14 protein-coding genes are annotated in these 16,047 nt (G+C 65.2%); 5 read left to right on the top strand and 9 right to left on the bottom strand.

What is annotated here, in order from left to right:
- Positions 1-3: 3 nt before the first annotated feature.
- From tsaA to XH87_RS34325, 4 genes are all read right to left on the bottom strand, one after another.
- Positions 4-495 (bottom strand): tRNA (N6-threonylcarbamoyladenosine(37)-N6)-methyltransferase TrmO, encoded by a 492-nt coding sequence (tsaA, locus tag XH87_RS34340; RefSeq protein WP_035709784.1) that lies wholly within the window; start codon positions 493-495, stop codon positions 4-6.
- Between the two features lie 31 nt (positions 496-526).
- The gene (locus XH87_RS34335) at positions 527-877 is read right to left on the bottom strand and encodes an AzlD domain-containing protein (RefSeq protein ID WP_035709782.1); all 351 of its coding nucleotides are present in this window, start codon (positions 875-877) and stop codon (positions 527-529) included.
- On the bottom strand, positions 874-1,614 hold the full coding sequence (locus XH87_RS34330; protein ID WP_271590621.1) for an AzlC family ABC transporter permease: 741 nt from the start codon (positions 1,612-1,614) through the stop codon (positions 874-876). The genes XH87_RS34335 and XH87_RS34330 overlap by 4 nt, the downstream gene beginning before the upstream one ends.
- Positions 1,615-1,769: 155 nt before the next feature.
- A complete protein-coding gene (locus XH87_RS34325) occupies positions 1,770-2,723 on the bottom strand; it encodes a lytic transglycosylase domain-containing protein (protein ID WP_271590620.1) in 954 nt (317 codons plus the stop codon).
- An 89-nt stretch (positions 2,724-2,812) separates the two neighbouring features.
- On the opposite strand from XH87_RS34325, the gene XH87_RS34320 reads away from it, so the two are divergent.
- Positions 2,813-3,451 carry an HAD family hydrolase gene (locus XH87_RS34320; protein WP_271590619.1) on the top strand — a complete coding sequence of 213 codons (639 nt, stop codon included), beginning with the start codon at positions 2,813-2,815 and terminating at the stop codon, positions 3,449-3,451.
- On the opposite strand, the gene XH87_RS34315 is transcribed toward XH87_RS34320, so the two are convergent.
- Positions 3,448-4,488 carry a phenylacetaldoxime dehydratase family protein gene (locus XH87_RS34315; RefSeq protein ID WP_271590618.1) on the bottom strand — a complete coding sequence of 347 codons (1,041 nt, stop codon included), beginning with the start codon at positions 4,486-4,488 and terminating at the stop codon, positions 3,448-3,450. The genes XH87_RS34320 and XH87_RS34315 overlap by 4 nt on opposite strands.
- Positions 4,489-4,516: 28 nt before the next feature.
- A complete protein-coding gene (locus XH87_RS34310) occupies positions 4,517-5,533 on the bottom strand; it encodes a carbon-nitrogen hydrolase family protein (protein WP_271590617.1) in 1,017 nt (338 codons plus the stop codon).
- Between the two features lie 189 nt (positions 5,534-5,722).
- Between XH87_RS34310 and XH87_RS34305 the strand changes: the two genes are divergently transcribed.
- The 3 genes from XH87_RS34305 (at position 5,723) to XH87_RS34295 (ending at position 9,572) form a co-directional block, all read left to right on the top strand.
- A complete protein-coding gene (locus XH87_RS34305) occupies positions 5,723-6,679 on the top strand; it encodes a helix-turn-helix domain-containing protein (protein WP_271590616.1) in 957 nt (318 codons plus the stop codon).
- A gap of 149 nt (positions 6,680-6,828) precedes the next feature.
- Positions 6,829-7,854, top strand: coding sequence for an aldo/keto reductase (locus XH87_RS34300; RefSeq protein ID WP_271590615.1), 1,026 nt, complete (start codon positions 6,829-6,831; stop codon positions 7,852-7,854).
- 296 nt (positions 7,855-8,150) lie between these two features.
- Complete coding sequence (locus XH87_RS34295) at positions 8,151-9,572, top strand: MFS transporter (RefSeq protein WP_271590614.1); 1,422 nt, start codon at positions 8,151-8,153, stop codon at positions 9,570-9,572.
- Between the two features lie 72 nt (positions 9,573-9,644).
- On the opposite strand, the gene clpA is transcribed toward XH87_RS34295, so the two are convergent.
- The 3 genes from clpA to XH87_RS34280 form a co-directional block, all read right to left on the bottom strand.
- Positions 9,645-12,053, bottom strand: coding sequence for an ATP-dependent Clp protease ATP-binding subunit ClpA (gene clpA / locus XH87_RS34290; RefSeq protein WP_158671596.1), 2,409 nt, complete (start codon positions 12,051-12,053; stop codon positions 9,645-9,647).
- A 275-nt stretch (positions 12,054-12,328) separates the two neighbouring features.
- Positions 12,329-12,661 (bottom strand): ATP-dependent Clp protease adapter ClpS, encoded by a 333-nt coding sequence (clpS, locus tag XH87_RS34285; protein WP_015685564.1) that lies wholly within the window; start codon positions 12,659-12,661, stop codon positions 12,329-12,331.
- A 700-nt stretch (positions 12,662-13,361) separates the two neighbouring features.
- Positions 13,362-13,700 (bottom strand): phasin family protein, encoded by a 339-nt coding sequence (locus XH87_RS34280; protein WP_271590613.1) that lies wholly within the window; start codon positions 13,698-13,700, stop codon positions 13,362-13,364.
- Positions 13,701-14,086: 386 nt separating this feature from the next.
- Between XH87_RS34280 and XH87_RS34275 the strand changes: the two genes are divergently transcribed.
- A complete protein-coding gene (locus XH87_RS34275; RefSeq protein WP_271590612.1) occupies positions 14,087-15,907 on the top strand; it encodes a serine hydrolase in 1,821 nt (606 codons plus the stop codon).
- Positions 15,908-16,047: the final 140 nt, after the last annotated feature.

Here is a 16,047-nt window from a genome sequence, read left to right as displayed (position 1 = left end):
TCGTCATTCCGTCTCGAAATCACCCTTCTGCGGCGCGGCCAATGGGGTGAACTCGCAGCGGTCGGGCTTGATGTCGATCAGCGGCGTGTTGTCGAGACAATCGAGCCCGCGCACCAGGATCGCGTTGCCTTCGATACCGACCAGCTTCACGATCGACGTGCCGATCGGATTGGGCCGCACTGGCGAGCGCAGCGAGAACGTGCCGCGGGTCTTCTCGTTGTTCTTCGGGCTTTGCAGGATGATGTCGCGGCGCGACTTGTCGAGCCAGTAGAGCACTTCGAGATTGCTGTAGAAATCGACGCCCTTGATCGCCGGCGCGAATGGCTCGAAGATCTCGAGGCGGCATATCGGGCCATCCTGACGCCCCTGCCGCGGCGTTTCCAGCCGCGACGTCCAGGGGGTGCGGATACGGCCGATGAAGACGAGGCCGGCATCTTGCGTCGGCGGCAGATCGATGGCGACCTCGCCCTCGCGGAGCTCCTGTTCGCGAACCATATTTCCAGTTCCTTGCTGTTCGCCGGCGGTTTTAGCCCAACCACCACTTGCCGGCCAGCATGAAGACTTCGCCCGTGACCACACCCGCAAAGATCGAGCGGCGGGTCAGCAGGAAGACGACGAGCCCGGCACCGACCGCGCCATAGCGCAGGACGTCAGGCACGGTGGCAAGCGCCCCCGGCGGCTCGACCACGATCTGGGCGATGACGCCGGCCAGGATCGCAGTCGCGACGGCCCGCACCCAGACCAGCAGCTCGGAGCCCTCGTCGATGCCGCCGCCGAACCACAGGCCCAGCATGCGCCAGATCTGGTTGGGCACGACGCCGGCGACGAACAGCACGACGAGCGCGTGCCAGTCGCCGATCAGCTGCGCGAAACTCATGCGCGCACCTCCCGCCACCAATGCACGCCATAGCCGATCGTGCCGGCCGCCACGCCGCTGACCAGGATGTCGAGGCCGGAGTTCATCTTCGCGGCCAGCGGATAGAGCAAGATCCCGAGCGCCAGCGCGACGACGTCGCCGACCTCGCGGCTGTTGCGCGCGGTCGAGAACAGGAAGGACAGCGGCGTCAGCAGCAGGATCGCCGCGCCCAGCGTCTGCGTCAGGTTGGCGGCGAGGAAATAGCCGACGGTGTTGGCTACGAGGCACACCGAGACCAGACCGAAGCCAAGCCCGTTGACGAAGGCGATCCGCCGCTCGCGCGGCACCTGTGGCAGGAAGCGATGGCATTCGACCCACAGCGTCACGGCGGTGAGATGCGCCGCGAAGAACAGCTCGCGCCGCTTGGTCGTCGGCGTACGCATCAGCGGCAGCACCGAGACCACCATGGGAAACAGCCGGATCGCACTGACGGTGACCGCGATCGCGGACTGGATGATGGTCGCGCCGGAGCCGAGCGTGGTGATCAGAATGATCTGCGCCGGGCCCGCCCAGACGAACAACGTCGAGGCGAGCGCCCAGGCCAGGCTGAAATGGGTGTCGTGGGCAAGCGCGCCGATACCGAGATAGGTCACGAACAGCACGATGGTGAGGATCGTCTGCGTGATCGAGCGCAGTCCCCACGCAAAGGCGCGCCAGGGACTTTGCCATTGAGGTGAATCGAGCCGAGGAAGCGCCACGGAGTTTTTGGCCGGGATGACGGAATCGTGCCCGCATAACGGGCAATGCGGCGGTTGACGTCAAGGAAGCCCGCGGCGGGGCTGGCATGCGCGTCGCCGACATCCGCACCGTCACCGGGGCGCCGCGAGGTCGCGAGCCGGAATGACGAGCGGAGCTACCCGCTCACGCCGCGGTTCTTCAGCACGAAGCAGGCGCCGCCCGCCTTGCGGATACGGTTGCACAGATCGTCGGCCTCGGCTCGCGTATCCGCGCCGATGCGTACCTGGTAGAAGGCGCGCGTGCCGCGGCTGCGCATCACCGAGCTTAGCAGGCTCGGATCACGCTCGCCGATCACGGTGCTCAGTTTCGTGACCGCCCTGGAATACATCGCCAGCGCCTTGTTGCGGTCGAAGCCGGCCGCGAGCTGCACCCCCCAGACCTTTGCGGCGGCAAGCTCCACATGCTGCTCGAGCTCGGCCACGAACGGATTCGGCGCGCGCTTGAGCAGCGCCATCAGATCACGGCAGCTGGTCGGCGGTGAACTCGGCGGTCCCTTGCCGGTGCCGCCTGCCTTGGCCCAGGCATCGACGCTCGTGCCGGTGATGGCGAAGACGTAGTTGCGGGTCTGCTCCGGCATCGGCCCGGTGCCGGCGAGCCATTCCTGCACGCGCCGCGGACCGGCATTGTAGGCGGCCGCGGCAAGGCCGAGATTGCCGAACTGGTTGCGCAGCTCGTTCAAGAACTCCGCCGATTTCGGCAGTGCCTGTACCGGGTTGAACGGATTGAGCAGCCCGCGCTCGCTTGCGGTGCCCGGCATGAACTGCGCGATTCCCTGCGCGTGCTCTCCGCTGCGCGTCATGGGGCCGAGCGCATCGGCCTGGAAGCGGCTTTCCTGCCAGATCACCCGGGCGAAGAATTCGAGCGGGAGATTGGCCTCGCGCGCGGCCGCCTCCACGACCAGGCAGATCGACTCCCGAGTGTCGCTCTCGCGGGCGTCTTTGGGTTTCTCCGCCGGCTTCGCGGGCTCCTCGGCATTCGGAGGCGGCACGGGGGGCGGCGTCTCCTCTGCGAGCGCCGGCGACAGCACGAGGGCCTGGCACAGAACAGCGATAACCCGAACTATTCGCATGGCATTTGACGCTATCGGACAAATCGGACCTTGACTTGGAACCCCAGCCAACTAGCAACAGACGGCAGTATCAACACAGGTCCCGCCTGATGGTGACAATCTTTTTTGATCTCGACGGCACGCTGACCAACCCAAAGCCCGGGATCACCCGCTCGATCCAGTATGCGCTGGAACGGCTCGGCGTTCCGGTGCCGAGCGAGGACGAACTCACCTGGTGCATCGGCCCTCCGCTGCTTGCGAGCCTCAGAAAGCTCACCGGAACCGATGAGCTCGCCGACCGTGCGCTCCTGCTCTATCGCGAGCGCTTCAGTGACATCGGCCTGTTCGAGAACGAGGCTTACAGCGGAATTACGGATACATTGTCGTCGCTCGCAGCGACACGTCGGCGCATGTTCGTCGCGACCAGCAAGCCTGCGGTCTACGCCGCCCGCATCGTCGATCATTTCGGCCTGAAGCCGTATTTCGAGCGCGTGTTCGGCTCCGAGCTCGATGGCACGCGCGTCGACAAGCGCGACCTGCTTCGCTATGCGCTCGACGAGACCAAGGTCGATGCGAACAGCGCGGTCATGATCGGCGACCGCAGCCACGATGTGGTCGGCGCCAGGACCAACGGGATGACCGCAATCGGCGTGCTCTATGGCTATGGCAGCGAGGCCGAGCTACGCGATGCTGGCGCGCATCACATCTGCTCCGCGCATCCCGAACTGCTCGGTCACTGTGTCGCCTAGGCGCCGGTAGTCTCGACCGCCGCCAGCATGCCGGTCTTCTGATGACAGTTCAAATATTCGAAGAACTGCTCGTCCGCGGCCGCGACCGTGACCTCGTGATACAGGCGCAGCCTGGCTGAGGGGCCGAGCGTGGAGAGATATTTCATCGCCGCACCGAAAATCCTGACGTGGGTCGGATGCGACTCCGCCCAGCGCTCCAGCGCCGCCAGGCTCTTCCACCAGCTCTGACCGTAAGACTTTTCGCTCACGCTGCCGTCGACCGCGAGCACGCGCATGTACCGGTTGGCGTAGCAGCCGATCGCGAGGCCGTCGTCGCGCAGGAAATCCATGCCCTCGCGCAGCACCGGCTCGACGTCGTCGAGATAGAGCTCGCGCTCGGACGCCTCGGTATCGCTCCAGTCCTGCCCGGAGCGGATCAGGCAGAGATTGTCATGCGCCTTCACGCGCAGCCTCGCGCCGTCGCGGATCAGCTCGGGCGCGCTGCCGGGCGCCATCGCATCGGTTTGCGACAGCGGGATACGGTCGCGCATGCCGCCCCAATAGGCGTGCTCCTGCACCTCGCCGCTCATCCCATCGGCAATTGCTGCAACCCCTTCGGGGCGATCAGGCGAGGAGAACAGCGTCTCGTGCCGCGCCACGGTGGGACGCAGTACCTCGATGAACGTGCCGAGGTCCTCGCGCTGCTGTCCGGTCCAGGCCTCGCGCGCCGGTTCGAACCAAGTGTCGAAACGCGCGATATCGTTCCAATAGGCAACCGAGATGATGGTCTCATACCCGGCCTGGTCGAGGTAACGGGCGCGGTCCCAATGCGAAGGCCCGCTTGCCGCACCGAACCGGCGCGCGATTTCGGCAAGCGCCTCCGTTGCGGCGTTCGGCGCCGCGCCGCGATACTGCACGCCGAAATAGGCCATCACGACGCGGCTCACGGCCGGCTTGTAGCGCGCCACGAAGGACGGATATGGCGGCTGGTAATCGTCCGGCACGCGTTTATGGCGCGTGCGCTCTGTCTTCAGATGCAGAGGAATTGCGGATTCCATGACCGTACCCTCCCCTCGATTGCAATGATCAGCTCGCCGCCGCGGCAATGTCGGTGGGCTCGACGGTGTCCACCGGCAAGGCGAACTGCTCGACGCGCTGGTACCGCTTCTTGTTGAGCAGCAGCCGCGTCACGTCCGGGCGTGAATAATGGCCGGCTGGATCGGCAGCGTTCTTGGCGACGCCGATGGCGCCGAGGTCGATTTCGGCGATCAGCAGCCCCTCCTGGTCCGGTGCAAGCTTCTCGCCGATCTGGCTGCCGTCGGGGCCGTAGATCGCGGCAAAGCCGCCGCCGGCATGCAGCAGCGCGTGCTTGTCCGGCCGGTCGCAGAGCTCGTCGATCATGGCCTGCGACACCGTCGCGCAAGGCGCGAGCACGAAGCAGGAGCCCTCGACCGCATAGACGCGCGAGGCCGCGTTGTTGACCTCGGCCCCTAACGCCGGCGCGAACGGATCGTAGAGCGAGAAGCTCGGCCAGGCCGCGACATGGACCTGCTCGTTCTGGGCGTACATCGCGTATTTCGACAGCGGCTGGAGATGCTCCCAGCAGCACAGTGCCCCCAAGCGGCCAATGTCGGGCCTCGCGTGCACTGCGAGATCGCTGCCGTCGCCTTCGCCATAGACGGTGCGCTCGGCATGGGTCGGCCGCAGCTTGCGGCGCTTTGCGATGGTCTCGCCATCGGGCCCGATCAGCCATTGTGCGAGATAGAGGCTGCCACCATCGCGTTCGGACAGGCCGATCACGGCCGTGAGCTTTGCCTTGCGCACGGCATCGCGCAAACGCTCGGCCTGCGGGCTGTCGTAGGACAGTGAATTGTCGAAATAGCGCTGCACGAAGCCGCGGCCGATCGCCCAGGCCGGCGAGTCCATCCAGATGTGCCAGGGGTAGCCGGGAATGAAGGCCTCGGGGAAGGCGATCAGCCTGGCGCCCTTTTCCGCGGCCTCCCTGATCAGCGCGATCGACTTGTCGATCGAGGCGTCGAGATCGAGCCAAGCCGGCGCCGCCTGCACCACCGCAACCTTGTATTTCGGATGTTCGATGCCCATTCCCGCCTCCATTGCCGGTTGATCGGACGCCACGTCCGATGCAGTCTATTTCGCCAAGCCGGGCGGCCGGGCGCTCGACTACGGCGGAACAAAAATTCGACTGGGAAGGGACCGCCGGCCGGTACGGGATTTGCCTCCGGCAAGCTGGATTCCCCGCGTTTTGCGGAATGTGAAAGGGAGGCTGTCCAGATGACAATCCAGTTCACGACAGACGGCAGCCCCGGCTATCGGCGGCTCGCCCTCTGGCAGGACATCGTCTGCGACGTCTTCGTCGGGCTCGATTGCAAGTCCGACCTCGGCAACGCCTTTCGCGGCTCGGCCACGCAGGCCTCGCTCGGCAGGGCCGTATGCTCCGAGGTCTGTTCGGACCGCCAGCACGTCTTCCGCACACCCTCTCGCATCGCGCGCTCGGACCAGGATTTTGTTCTCATCGCGCTCGGCAACCGCGGCAGCGGTGGCGTTGTGCAGGACGGCCGGGAGACCGTGATCCATCCCGGCGAGTTCGCGCTCTATGACACCACGCGTCCGTATGAGCTGAAGTTCGACGACGCCTTCACGCAGACCATCTTCAAGGTGCCGCGCGAGATGCTGCGCCGCCGGCTCGGCGGCACCGAGACGCTGACCGCGATGTCGTTCGGCACTGAGGCGCCGCTCGAGCGGCTCGCCTATGATTTCATCTTCCGGCTTTGCCAGAACGCGGACGGGTTGGCTCCGGACACCGCCGCCGCGCTGTCAGAGCAGGCGGTCGATCTCCTTGCGATGGCGTTGAGCGAGCGGCTCGGCAGGACAGCGCTGCCGTCCTCGACGCACCGCTCGGCCCTGCTCTACCGATTGAAGGCGCACATCCGCGCGCATCTCTCCGATCCCGACCTCTCGCTCGCGGAGACCGCGGCCGCGCTCGGCATCTCGCCGCGCTACGTCAACGACCTCCTCGCCGACGAGGAAACCTCGTTCCAGCGCCACGTCCTTGCCGAACGGCTCGCCCGGTGCCGGCGCGACCTCGCCTCGCCCCTGCTCGCGCACCGCCACATCAGCGAGATCGCGTTCGCCTGGGGCTTCAACGACCTCTCGCATTTCGGCCGCGTCTTCCGCGAGCATTTCGGAATGTCGCCGCGCGACTTCCGGCACAGCCAGTCGCGGCATTGAGATCTCTCCAGTCAGCCATCACAAGCACGGCCAGGCCATCCCGAAGCAAGGCCGGTATGTGAGCGCGTGATAGGACGCGACGCCTGCTTGCACTATCCTTTGCCATCGTGCCGCAGTGATCAATCAGCGGCCAGCCAGGGAGCACATCGATGGAATACCGACGCTTGGGCCGGTCAGGCCTCATGGTGCCCGCCTTGAGCCTTGGCACAGGGACCTTCGGCGGTGTCGGCCGCCTTGCGGCGTGGGGCACGACGGACGCGACCGAAGCGCGGCGTCTTCTGGACATCTGCCTCGAAGCCGGCGTGTCGATGTTCGACACCGCGGACGTCTATTCGCTCGGCGAGTCCGAGCGCGTTCTCGGGCAAGCCGTCAAGGGCCGCCGCGACAAGGTTCTGATCTCGACCAAGGCGACGTTCCGCTTCGGTGACGGTCCCAACGACATCGGCTCGTCCCGGCAGCATCTGCTCGCGGCCATCGACGGTTCGCTGAGCCGGCTCGGCACCGACTATATCGACCTGTTCCAGCTCCACGGCTTCGATGCATTCACTCCGCCTGAAGAGGTGCTTTCGACGCTCGACATGCTCGTGCGCGCCGGCAAGATCCGCTACGTCGGCGTTTCGAATTTCTCGGGCTGGCACTTGATGAAGTCGCTTGCGGTTGCCGACAAGCACGGTTTTCCGCGCTACGTCGCCAACCAGACCTATTACTCGCTGATCGGGCGCGACTACGAATGGGAGCTGATGCCGCTCGGGCTCGACCAGGGATTGGGTGCCGTGGTCTGGTCGCCGCTCGGATGGGGGCGCCTCACCGGAAAAATCCGCCGCGGCCAGCCGAAGCCGGAAGTCAGCCGACTGCCCAAGACGGCCGAGTTCGGACCGCCCGTGCCGGACGAGCATGTCTACCGTGTCGTCGATGCCATCGACGACATCGCGACGGAGACGGGCAAGAGCGTGTCGCAGATCGCGCTGAACTGGCTACTCCAGCGTCCAACGGTCTCGACGCTGATCATCGGCGCGCGCAACGAGACGCAGCTGCGCGAAAATCTGGGCGCGGTCGGCTGGTCCTTGACCAAGGACCAGGTCGCAAAGCTCGACGCGGCGAGCAAGGTGACGCTGCCCTACCCCTATTGGCACCAGCGCGTGACTTTCACCGATCGCAATCCGCCGGCGGTGTAAAACGGGCCGGCGCATATCGACCCGCATTGAGCTGTATCAGGGCGGCGAGCGGTCGCGGTCGATTGGGATCGCGCCGTCCTCATCCTGTCGGCGGCAGCGACGTTCGGCCTCGTCGCGCTTTATTCATTCGGAAGATCGAATTGCGCTGGTGAGGCCGCGGAGGCCAGCCGGACCCATGCTTGCCGCGCCGGGAGATCTGCTTCCGCTACAGGAACTGCCGGTGTCCTGACGGGTTGCTGTCGATCAACCAATTCCCTACTGGAGACGAAACCACGGCTCGAATCAGGCCCGCCATCATGTCGTCTGCCCCCATCGAGCATGCCGACGGTCTGCCGCAACCACAGCGCAACCAGGCGGTGCTGACCATCGCGCTCGGCATCATCATGGCGGTGGTCGACAGCGCCATCGCCAATGTCGCGCTGCCGACGATCGCAGCCGACCTCGACGCAAGCCCGGCCTTCTCGATCTGGATCGTCAACGGCTACCAGCTCGCGATCACGATCTCGCTGCTGCCGCTGGCCTCGCTCGGCGAGATCGTCGGCTATCGCCGCGTCTATCTGGTCGGTCTGGTGCTGTTCACGCTGGCATCGGCCTTCTGCGCGCTGGCACATACGCTGCCGCTGCTGACGATCGCGCGCATCATCCAGGGCTTTGGCGCGGCCGGGATCATGAGCGTCAACGCGGCGCTGGTACGCTTCACCTATCCGCGCCACCTGCTCGGCCGCGGCATCGGGCTCAACGCGCTCGTCGTCGCCTTCTCGGCCGCAGTCGGCCCGACGCTCGCCGCCGGCATCCTCGCGGTCGGAAGCTGGCCCCGGTTGTTCGCCATCAACGTGCCGCTCGGCGCGGTGACGCTGGTGCTGGGCCTGCGCAGCCTGCCGCACACCAGAGCCGCCGACCGCTCCTTTGACTGGCAAAGTGCGGGGCTGTCAGCAATCACGTTCGGCGTCGGCATCGCCGCAGTCGACAGCGTCGGTCATGGCGAGGCCGCGATCACCTGTCTCGTGCAGTTCGCCATCGCTGTCGTCGCCGGTGCGCTGCTGATCTACCGCGAGACTCACATGGCCTCGCCGCTCCTGCCGGTCGATCTGCTGCGTATCCCCGTGTTCGCACTGTCGATCGCGACCTCGATCGCATCGTTCTGCGGCCAGATGCTGGCGTTCGTCGCGATCCCCTTCTACCTCCAGAGCCGCTTCGGCTATTCGGCCGTGCATATGGGCCTCTTGATCACGCCATGGCCGATCGCGGTGGCATTCGCGGCGCCTCTTGCCGGTCGTCTGGTCGAGCACTATCCCGCCGGCCTGCTCGGCGGCATCGGGCTCACGCTGTTCGCCTGCGGCCTTGCCGCGCTCGCCTTCCTGCCTGCGAGTCCGACGCCGTTCGACGTGATCTGGCGGATGGCGCTCGCCGGCGCCGGCTTCGGTCTGTTTCAGACCCCCAACAACCGCACCATGATCGCGGCCGCCCCGCGCGAGCGCGCCGGCGGTGCCAGCGGCATGCTGGGCACGGCGCGCCTGCTCGGACAGACCACCGGCGCGGCGCTGGTCGCATTGTTGCTCGGCCGCTATCCGCTCGACGGAACCAGGCTGGCGCTCCTCGCAGGCGTCGGATTTGCCCTGTGCGGCGCCGTGCTGAGCATGCTGCGGCTGTCTCCGGCCGGCGCGCGCGGCGCCGAGCACGTCCGCGTGCAGGATGATCAACGCATGCGGGGCGACTGACGGTCATCGGAGGTCGACCCGACAAAAAAGGCCGGCTTCGCAGCCGGCCTTTTCGATTTCATCAAGCCCAGATCAAGCCTTTACCAGCGGCCCCTTGGAGGTCGGCCCCTTCGAGCCGCCGGGGCCACCCGGCTTCGACTTGCCCGGCGGGCGCTTGCGGGTGCCCGGGAGCTTCTCCTGCTTCGGCGTGACCGGCCCCTCGACGAATTCGAAGCCGATCTTGTCCTTGGTCTCGTCGGCCTCGTCCTTGACCAGGACGACGCGGACGTGACCGCCGCCCTTCAGCCTGCCGAACAGCACCTCGTCGGCCAGCGGCTTCTTGATGTGCTCCTGGATCACGCGGGCCATCGGGCGCGCGCCCATCTGCTCGTCATAGCCATGCTGGACCAGCCAGGCCTTGGCCGGCTCGGACAGCTCGATGGTGACATCGCGGTCGCCGAGCTGCGCCTCGAGCTGAAGCACGAACTTCTCGACCACGGTGCCGATCACCTCGACACTGAGATGACCGAACGAGACGATGGCATCGAGACGGTTGCGGAATTCCGGCGCGAACTGCCGGTTGATCGCCTCGTGGTCATCGCCTTCCCGCTTCGAGCGCGTGAAGCCGAAGGCCTGCTTGGCGAGATCGGAAGCACCCGCGTTCGTGGTCATGATCAGGATCACGTTACGGAAATTGACCTGCTTGCCGTTGTGGTCGGTGAGCCGGCCGTGATCCATGATCTGGAGCAGCACGTTGTAGAGGTCGGGATGCGCCTTCTCGATCTCGTCGAGCAGCACCACGCAATGCGGATGCTGATCGACGCCGTCGGTGAGCAGACCGCCCTGGTCGAAGCCGACATAACCGGGAGGCGCGCCGATCAGGCGCGACACCGTGTGCCGCTCCATGTATTCGGACATATCGAAGCGCAACAACTCGACGCCGAGGCTGGCCGCGAGCTGCTTTGCCACTTCCGTCTTGCCGACGCCGGTGGGGCCTGAGAACAAATAGCAGCCGATCGGCTTCTCCGGCTCGCGCAGGCCGGCACGCGCCAGCTTGATCGAAGCGGCGAGCGACTCGATCGCCTTGTCCTGGCCGAACACGGTGCGCTTCAAGGTCTGCTCGAGATGCTTGAGCACCTCGGCATCGTCCTTCGACACGCTCTTCGGCGGAATCCGCGCCATCGAGGCGATGGTGGTCTCGATCTCCTTGATGCCGATGGTCTTCTTGCGCTTGTTCTCGGCGACCAACATCTGGGCCGCACCGGACTCGTCGATCACGTCGATCGCCTTGTCCGGCAGCTTGCGGTCGTGGATATAGCGCGAGGAGAGCTGAACGGCGGCCTCGATCGCCTCATTGGTGTACTTCAGCCGGTGGTAGTCCTCGAAATACGGCTTGAGACCCTTGAGGATCGCGATGGCGTCCTCGACCGTCGGCTCGTTGATGTCGATCTTCTGGAAGCGCCGCACCAGCGCGCGGTCCTTCTCGAAGTGCTGGCGATATTCCTTGTAGGTGGTCGAGCCCATGCAGCGGATCGTGCCCGAGGCGAGCGCCGGCTTGAGCAGGTTCGAGGCATCCATCGCCCCGCCCGACGTCGCGCCCGCACCGATCACGGTGTGGATCTCGTCGATGAACAGGATCGCGTTGGGATGCGCCTCAAGCTCCTTGAGCACCTGCTTCAGGCGCTCCTCGAAGTCGCCGCGGTAGCGCGTGCCGGCAAGCAGCGTGCCCATGTCCAGTGAGAACACGGTCGCAGCCGCCAGCACCTCCGGCACCTCGCTGTCGACGATGCGCTTGGCGAGGCCCTCAGCGATCGCGGTCTTGCCGACGCCGGCCTCGCCGACGAACAACGGGTTGTTCTTCTGCCGGCGGCACAGCACCTGAATCGCACGGTTGATCTCGGAATTGCGTCCGATCACCGGATCGATCTTGCCGTCGCGCGCCTTCTTGTTGAGGTTGACGCAATAGGTCTCGAGCGCCTCGCCCTTCTTCTTGGCGTCCTCGTTGCCCTTGGTCTCGGTCTCCTCGTCGACGCCGCGCACGGGCCGCGCCTCGGACACGCCCGGCCGCTTGGCGATGCCGTGGCTGATGTAGTTGACCGCGTCGTAGCGCGTCATGTCCTGCTCCTGCAGGAAGTACGCGGCATGACTCTCGCGCTCGGCGAAGATCGCGATCAGCACGTTGGCGCCAGTCACCTCTTCGCGGCCGGAAGATTGTACGTGAATCACCGCGCGCTGGATCACGCGCTGGAAACCGGCGGTCGGCTTGGCGTCGTCGGCGCCATCCGTCACCAGATTCTCGAATTCGGTTTCAAGATAGTTGACGAGGCTCGTGCGGAGCTTGTCGAGATCGACGCTACAGGCGCGCATGACGGCGGCTGCATCGGAGTCGTCGATCAGGGAGAGCAAGAGATGCTCGAGCGTCGCGTATTGGTGATGACGCTCGTTTGCGATCGCCAGCGCACGATGCAGGGATTGTTCAAGGCTTTGGGAAAAAGTCGGCATTCGCGTCCTCTATGGCCCCCACCATCATGATCGTCATCGCCCGGTCAGGCAACAACAACCTTTGTCACATATAGTTATACAAGATCGCGGCGAAAGACCGGTTCCGCGACTCGGCGGCGACACACTTTCGGTGCAAAACCCGTTCCGATTTGGGCAAAACCACCCATCTGGGCAGGATTGACGCCGGCGCCAATGTCCGCCGGATCAGGCAGCAGGATGTGCTGCCGTCACACACTACACCAACAGAACCACTCTAAAAAAACCCGAACACGCGATTACTTCTTTTCCATCACGCATTGGAGCGGATGCTGGTGCTTGCGGGCGAAGTCCATCACCTGCGTCACCTTGGTCTCGGCGATCTCGTAAGTAAACACGCCGCACTCCCCGATACCGTGATGGTGAACGTGCAGCATGATCTTGGTCGCCGCCTCGACGTCCTTCTGGAAGAACTTCTCCAGCACGTGGACGACGAATTCCATCGGCGTGTAGTCGTCGTTCAGGATCAGCACGCGGTACAGGTTCGGTCGCTTGGTCTTCGGCTTGACCTTGGTGATGACAGAGGTGTTCGGCCCCGTCGGACCGCCGGAACGGTTCTCGTCATTGCTCATTCGGGGAGCGAGGGCGGCGGTGGCCGCGGACAGGTCGAGTCTGGACAACAGTTGCGGCATGGCTCAGGCGTTCAAATTCCCCACGGAAGCGTATGACGGTCCGCCGCAGAGCCCCAGCCTCCGGAGCTTCACACAGGCGCGCCGCCTCGGTGGATCGCCGCTTCCAACCGGTCCGGTCCAAGCCGTATCGGTCGTCAACAATATGGGCCCGCCCCCGGCTCGCCGCAAGCGTGCAAAGGTCCGGCCGATGCGGCCGCGGCGGTCCCGATTCCAGATCCGGACGATCCTAGCCAAGGTTAATCAATCCGGACCGATTTGACAAAAATTTCCGCACTACCTGGTTAGAACATGTTGATCAGGAACCACCCGGCCAGTTGCTGCGACGGTTTCGCGCGGATCATCTACGGACTTATGGTGCAGTCGAGCTGTCGCTCGAAACGCGTGGCGCGAAATCGGGCAAGGAGGAAGCTGCGCGAGACTCCGGGGCCCGCGTAGATCAGCCGATGCACTGCAATCTTGCGCGGGCAGCACCAACAAGTTCGTCCTCAACACGCCGGCGCACCAGACCGTTGACGCATTCTGGACGATCGAACGAACCGACCGTCCAGGCTGCGCGTGGCGTGCCGAGGCTAACCCGCCGCGACAAACGAAAAGCCCGGCTATTCAGCCGGGCTTTTGCTTTCAGGATATCCGGGAAAGCTTAGTTCGCGGCCGGGGTGAACTTCGACACGATGGTCTCGACCGGCTTGAACGCCTGCTTGGCGAGGTCGCCGTAGAGGCCGGCGATCTTCTGCGATTCCGCAACGAAGGTCTCGTAGGCGGAACGGGCGAAATCGGTCTGCGCTTCCATGGCCTTGTCCAGCGACTTCACGCCGGAAAGCTTCTCGACGAAGGACTTGGTGTCTTCGAACGACTTCTTCGTATAGTCGCCATAAGCGCTGGCGATCGCCTGGAGAACGTGCTGCACCGAGGTCGCGGAGGCAACGCACTGCTCGAACTGCTCTTTCCCGTAGTTCTGAAAGTCTTCAACCTTGAACATGTCGGAATCCTTATCCCTGGCTCTCGTCGGGAAGCCCGGCTCCCTGACTTCGCTCAAAATTAGTGCAACGCACAAAAAAGTCAAGAATCTTGTGCGCCGCACAAAACTCAATGCAAATCGCGGAAATTCCCGGAGTTTCCCGCAAGGGTTCCTTAAGCTTTTGGAAACTGCGGTCCCCTACCCTGATTCCCTAGACGTGTTCACTTCCGCAAACGGCCAAAAACCGCTTGAGAACATCACCTTAGCCAGAATAGCGGCTCGGGTCCAACGTCCCCCGCGGCGAACACCAGCGGAGGGACAGCCTGAGCAGGTAGTGATCCCGGGCCCCATGGGCACAATTTCGCCTCACGGGCCGGTGATCTAGTCAGAAACGGGGACGGGGTTCCATGCTTCGTAAAAACTTGTCTTCCTCGCGCTTGGCGCGGGTTGGCGTTTTCGGGCTTCTTACGGTCACCACCGCAGTCATTTTCACTACCGATGCAGCGGAGGCACGGCGCTCTCGCCGCCACTATTCGCACCACCGCGTCCAGCGCGATGTGTCCGAGAGCTCGAGCCCGAAATTCGCGTCGATCATCGTCGACGGCAATTCCGGCGCGGTGCTCCAGGCAACAAGCCCTGACGGGATCCGCCATCCGGCCTCGCTGACCAAGATCATGACGCTCTACCTGCTGTTCGAGCGCCTCGAATCCGGCAGGATGAAGCTCGACACCGAGATGCCGGTGTCCCAGCACGCCGCCGATCAGGATCCGACCAAGCTGAATCTGCGTGCCGGCCAGACCATTCGCGTCGAGGACGCGATCAAGGGCCTCGTCACCCGCTCGGCCAACGACGCGGCCGTGGTGATCGCGGAAGCGATCGCCGGCAGCGAGGACGACTTCGCCCAGATGATGACGCGCAAGGCGCGCTCGCTCGGCATGTCCAGGACGGTCTACCGCAACGCCAATGGCCTTCCCAACGACGAGCAGGTCACGACCGCGCGCGACCAGGCCACGCTCGGTCGCGCCATCCAGGAACGCTTTCCGCGCTACTACCGTTATTTCGCGACCTCCACGTTCAACTGGCGGGGACAGTCGATCCGCAATCACAATCACCTGCTCGGCAGCGTCGAGGGCGTGGACGGCATCAAGACCGGCTACACCCGCGCTTCCGGCTTCAATCTCGTCACCTCGATCCGCCGCGGCAACCGCCACCTGATCGGCGTGGTGCTTGGCGGCCGCAGCGGCGGCTCGCGCGATGCCATCATGCGCAACCTGCTCGCGGAGAACCTCGAGAAGGGGGCGACCACGCGCACGGTCGCCGCGGTCACGGAGCGCAACGGCGCCCAGGCCAATGCAGAAGTTGCTGATGCGTCGGATGCTCCGCCAGCCCGTCCCGCTCCGCAGGTCCAGGCCGCGGCCCCTGCCCTCGAGTCTGCCCAGTCTCGTCTCGCGGCCCGCCTGTCGACGCTTGCCGCGGCCACTGCCGCGGTGCCGCCGGCCCCACCCAAGCCGGAAGCCAAGATCGAGCCTGCGCCGCTCACCAATGGCGTGATCTCGAGCCAGCCACTCTCCATCATCCCCGGCTCGTCCGAGCCGATGAAGCCGGTCCGGGTCAAGACGGTTCAGGTCAAGGCTGGCGCCGTGAAGGTCGCCTCCGCGGCCCCGGTCCAGGTCGCACCGCCGGTCACCAACACCATTCCGCCCCGTTCCGACGTCGCCGAAACCTCCGGCGCCGTCGTCGCCCGGGCGGATCTCATCAACAAGCCCGAGACGGTGAGCCAGCCGGAAGCACCGAAGGCCGAGATCGCCCGCTCCGAGCTGCCGCGGCAGCCGGCGGGCTTCGGTACCGGCAACGGCATCCTCGGGGTGCTGCCGGCCGCAACCGCCGCTGCGCCCGCTCCCGCCGCTCCGAAGCTCGCGTCGGCCGACCCGGCGCCGCAGCCGATCCAGATGAGCGCCACCACCAGGCCGGCCGTCAGTCACAGCGGCTGGATCGTCCAGGTCGGCGCGCTCGAGAGCGAGAACGAAGCCCAGCAGCGCATCGACGCTGCCCGCAGCTCGGCCCGCGGCCTGCTCAGCAAGGCCGATCCCTTCACCGAGCCGGTCGTCGCCAAGGACAATCGCAAGCTCTACCGCGCCCGCTTCGCCGGGCTCGAGCGCGACCAGGCCGAAGCTGTCTGCCGCACCTTGAAGCGCGCCGAGATCTCCTGCATCACCGTTCGCAACTGATCTCCTTCTCCGTTCCGGAACCAAATGCCCGCGCCTTGCGCGGGCATTTTCGTTTGGGATCCTTGATGCCGCGGCTGTTTACGACAAGGCTGGTCCACGACAACCTCTCGTCAAGGATTTACGGTTAAAACTTTGCTCAA

Source organism: Bradyrhizobium sp. CCBAU 53415 (genome assembly GCF_028128735.1).
GTDB lineage: Bacteria > Pseudomonadota > Alphaproteobacteria > Rhizobiales > Xanthobacteraceae > Bradyrhizobium.
The sequence above is the reverse complement of the archived record's forward strand: the minus strand, read 5'-3'. Positions and strand labels throughout refer to the sequence as shown.